General features: G+C 69.5%; 5 protein-coding genes. All 5 read right to left on the bottom strand.

Features of this window, described 5'->3' with window-relative positions; all coding sequences use genetic code 11:
- Positions 1-46 precede the first annotated feature (46 nt).
- Positions 47-235 (bottom strand): carbon storage regulator, encoded by a 189-nt coding sequence (locus LRG07_RS13475; RefSeq protein ID WP_238642701.1) that lies wholly within the window; start codon positions 233-235, stop codon positions 47-49.
- A gap of 31 nt (positions 236-266) precedes the next feature.
- The gene (locus LRG07_RS13470) at positions 267-1,760 is read right to left on the bottom strand and encodes a polysaccharide biosynthesis protein (RefSeq protein WP_238642700.1); all 1,494 of its coding nucleotides are present in this window, start codon (positions 1,758-1,760) and stop codon (positions 267-269) included.
- A gap of 67 nt (positions 1,761-1,827) precedes the next feature.
- The gene (locus LRG07_RS13465) at positions 1,828-2,397 is read right to left on the bottom strand and encodes a hypothetical protein (RefSeq protein ID WP_238642699.1); all 570 of its coding nucleotides are present in this window, start codon (positions 2,395-2,397) and stop codon (positions 1,828-1,830) included.
- Between the two features lie 7 nt (positions 2,398-2,404).
- Entirely contained in the window at positions 2,405-3,010 is a 606-nt protein-coding gene (locus LRG07_RS13460; RefSeq protein ID WP_238642697.1) for a hypothetical protein, read from the bottom strand.
- Positions 3,003-3,299, bottom strand: coding sequence for a hypothetical protein (locus LRG07_RS13455; RefSeq protein ID WP_238642694.1), 297 nt, complete (start codon positions 3,297-3,299; stop codon positions 3,003-3,005). The genes LRG07_RS13460 and LRG07_RS13455 overlap by 8 nt, the downstream gene beginning before the upstream one ends.
- Positions 3,300-3,339: the final 40 nt, after the last annotated feature.

Here is a 3,339-nt window from a genome sequence, read left to right as displayed (position 1 = left end):
ACCAAAGGTCTCCGCGTCCTCAAACCCGCGCACCGGGCGGATGGGTTCATTCCTGCGACTCACCACTCGACTCCTTCGCGTTGCGCTGCTCGATCACCTCGGCGCGGTGGATCGCCACGGCCTCCGGCGCCTCGATCCCGAGCCGGATCCGCCCCCGCTTGAGATCGATCACCTCCAGTTCAATCTCCTCGCCGATCAAAAGCCGCTCGCCCACGCGTCGATCCAGTACCAGCATCGCCTGCCTCCTTCCCCCTGGATCCCTGGCCCTATGAAGCGCGCTCGACGACCTGCAGCCGCCGTACCTTCGCCGGCGACTCGCCTTGGCTCGGCCGGTACTCAGGCACCAAATCACCGAGTACCGCCCGCGCACGCGGCCCGTCTCGTTCGGCCACCGCCTGCTCCAGCGCCTGCACCCCGTCGGCGAGCACCGCCTGCGATTGCGACGGCTCCCAGGCGCGCAGGATGCGCCGATACCCCGTCCCGCTGACCTGCTCGCCAAGGAGAAGCTGCTCGGAGAGCTTCTCCCCCTCGCGAAGGCCCGTGTAGACAATGGGGATCTCGCCCTGCGGGTGCTTGGCATCGCGCACCCGAAGACCGGAGAGCGCAATCAGTCGCCGGGCCAGGTCCTCGATGCGCACCGCCTCATCCGGCTCCAGGACGAAGACCTCCCCGCCCTCGGCCAGCGCACCGGCCTGTAAGAGCAGCGCCGCCGCCTGCGGGATCGTCATGAAATACCGCCGCGCCTCGGGGTGGGTGACCGTCACCGGCCCGCCGTGGCGGATCTGCTCGCGAAAAAGCGGCAGCACCGAGCCCGAGGAGTCGAGCACATTGGCAAAGCGCACCGTCGCCAGGCGCATCGCACCCGCGCCCTGCGCCCGGGACTGAATCAGCTGCTCGGCCGCACGCTTGCTCGCGCCCATAACACTCGTCGGGCGCACCGCCTTGTCCGTGGAGACCAGCACAAAGCGCCCCACACCGGCACGCTCGGCCGCCTCCAGGCAATGCGCCGTGGTGAGCACATTGTTCGCCGCCGCCTCCAGCGGATTGGCCTCCAGCAGCGGAACATGCTTGTACGCCGCGGCGTGATACACCACCGAAACCCCGGCCTCGGCGAGGATGCGCTCCATGCGCTTGGCATCGCCGGCATCGGCCAGGTGCGCTTCCATCGAAAGCGCTCGGCCCTCACGCGCCGCCTCCCAGCGCAGCAGCTGCGTGACTTCATAGAGGTTGTGCTCATTGCGCTCAATCAGCACCAGCCGCCCAGGGGCCAGGCGGGCGATCTGGCGCGAAAGCTCCCGCCCGATCGACCCCCCGGCCCCGGTGAGGGCCACGTGCGCACCCGATAGATCCGCATGCAGCCGCTCGGGGCAGGCGATCGCCTCCACACCGGATCGGGCATCCGCCGGCTCCAGATCGCTCAAGGCCCGGCGCCCGGCCAAAAGCTCATCAATGGGTGGGACCGTCTCCACCCGCACCCCCAGGGCCTGGAGCTGATCGACAATCCGCCTGCGGTGAACATCCGCCGCCGAGGGCAGCGAGACGATCACCCGACTGACCCGGTGGCGGTACAAGGCCCGCTCCAGGTGCTGAACCGGGTAAACCGGACGACGCTCGATCCGCGCAAGGGTCCGACCCGGATCCTCGTCGATGAACGCCACCGGCCGATACCGCCAACTGCCCCGAAGCGCACGGGCAAGCAGCGCCCCCGTGCTGCCCGCCCCGTAGATCAACACCGGCTCGCCGCTGAAACGGGCGATCATCGCACACCCCCCGCCTCAGCGCTCCATCGGCCGTTTTGCTCCATAGGCTCGATCCTTTCTCTTGTTCTTATCGATCGGATCCGAAGGCGTAGCCGCAAAAACGCGCCCACCACGAGCGCCGCGGCAGCGGTGATGCGGCCACCGACTCGAGCGTGGCCACCCAGGCCTGCTGCGGCGTGCGCCCAAAGGCCGGGTTGAGCCGCAGCTCGTTGAGCGCTTCAATCTCAGCCAGCGCCTGCTCAGGGCCCGGGCTGTAGCCGACCCCATCAAGTGCGCGCTCAATGCGCCGGCGCACCGGCTCGGGCAGCAGCAATCCCTGCCGGTCAAAGCACACCGTCTCCCTATCGATCCGATCCACCGCCTCCGCCGCCTGGGCTGAGGACCGGGCACCTGCGCGCGTGCAGGCAGCCAGCCGCCGCGGAATCTCCACCCGCGGCGAGCCCCAGGCGTGGGGGACGGCGGTCAAAAACCCCGAGCGCACGTGGATGAGCACATACACCGCACCCGCCCCCGTGCCAGCGCTACCGAGCACCCAGCGAAGCACCCCGGCCGGCTGCGGGGCATGCGCATCAGCCCCCTCGTTGAGCAGCCCGATCAGCGCATCCGCAGCGCTGACCGCATGCATCCAATCACGCATCGCCGGCTCATCCTTGCCCACGCTCTCGCCGCGGCCTGAGCCAGCGCAGCCACGAAACCGACCGCGCCAGCCCCCAGCCCGCCTGCTCGGCCTGCTCGGTGAGCATGCGAAGGAGCTCATGCGCCTGAGTGCGCGAGAGCGAGAGCGCTCCAACCGGCCGCGGCGTGAGAGCAAGCCCCGGGGCGCTGGGTAGATCGTGACCGAGCAGCCCCGCCACGACCTGGCCCTGCTGGATGTCGATCCGCTCCTGCGTGATCAGATACGACCCGTCCTCAACCGGCTGCGCACCATCGCCATCCTCACCCCCGCGCGGCTGCTCCGCCGCACCCTCGTCGGTGCTCTGGCGTTGCCCGGCCAGCTCCGAGCGCGCGGCGACATGCTCCATGGCCATCACCGCATCCGCCGCCGGCTGCCCCTCGCCGGCCGGGTGACTGCGCTTGAGCGCATCATTGAGCCGCCCGAGCACACGGCCGAGCACACGGCGCGGAATCCACGCCGAGCGCTGCTCGCCGGTGACCATCTCCAGACGCAGCAGCACCCGGTCCTCGAGCGGCGAGTAGCCGATCTGAAGCCGCCGCACCCGCGGGAAACTCTGCCCGGCGCCGTCACTCATCGGCGCAGCGGATGATCATCGCCCGGTCCAGATCCGACAGCAGACCCGTCACCCCGGTCCGCGCCTGCCACTGCTCGGCGGTGCTCGCCAGCACCTGATACTCGCCATCACAGCGCTCGTTCGCCGCCTCAATGCAATCACTCACCCCCAACCGCCAGCCCGAGCAGTCAATGAGCGTGCCCTCGGCGCCGTCGCCCAAAGGCACCGGCGTCGTCTCGGTGCCCGCACAGCCGCCGAGCATCCAACCGGCGGCGAGTACAAGTGCGCCCGTACGCATCTTCTGCTGCATGGATCACTCCTGCGTTGATCAGCGTCGCTGCGATCGGCAC

The sequence above is a fragment of the Halorhodospira sp. 9622 genome (genome assembly GCF_022228025.1).
Taxonomy (GTDB): domain Bacteria; phylum Pseudomonadota; class Gammaproteobacteria; order Nitrococcales; family Halorhodospiraceae; genus Halorhodospira; species Halorhodospira halophila_A.
Note: the sequence above shows the minus strand (reverse complement) of the source record. Positions and strands in the feature narration are given on the sequence as shown.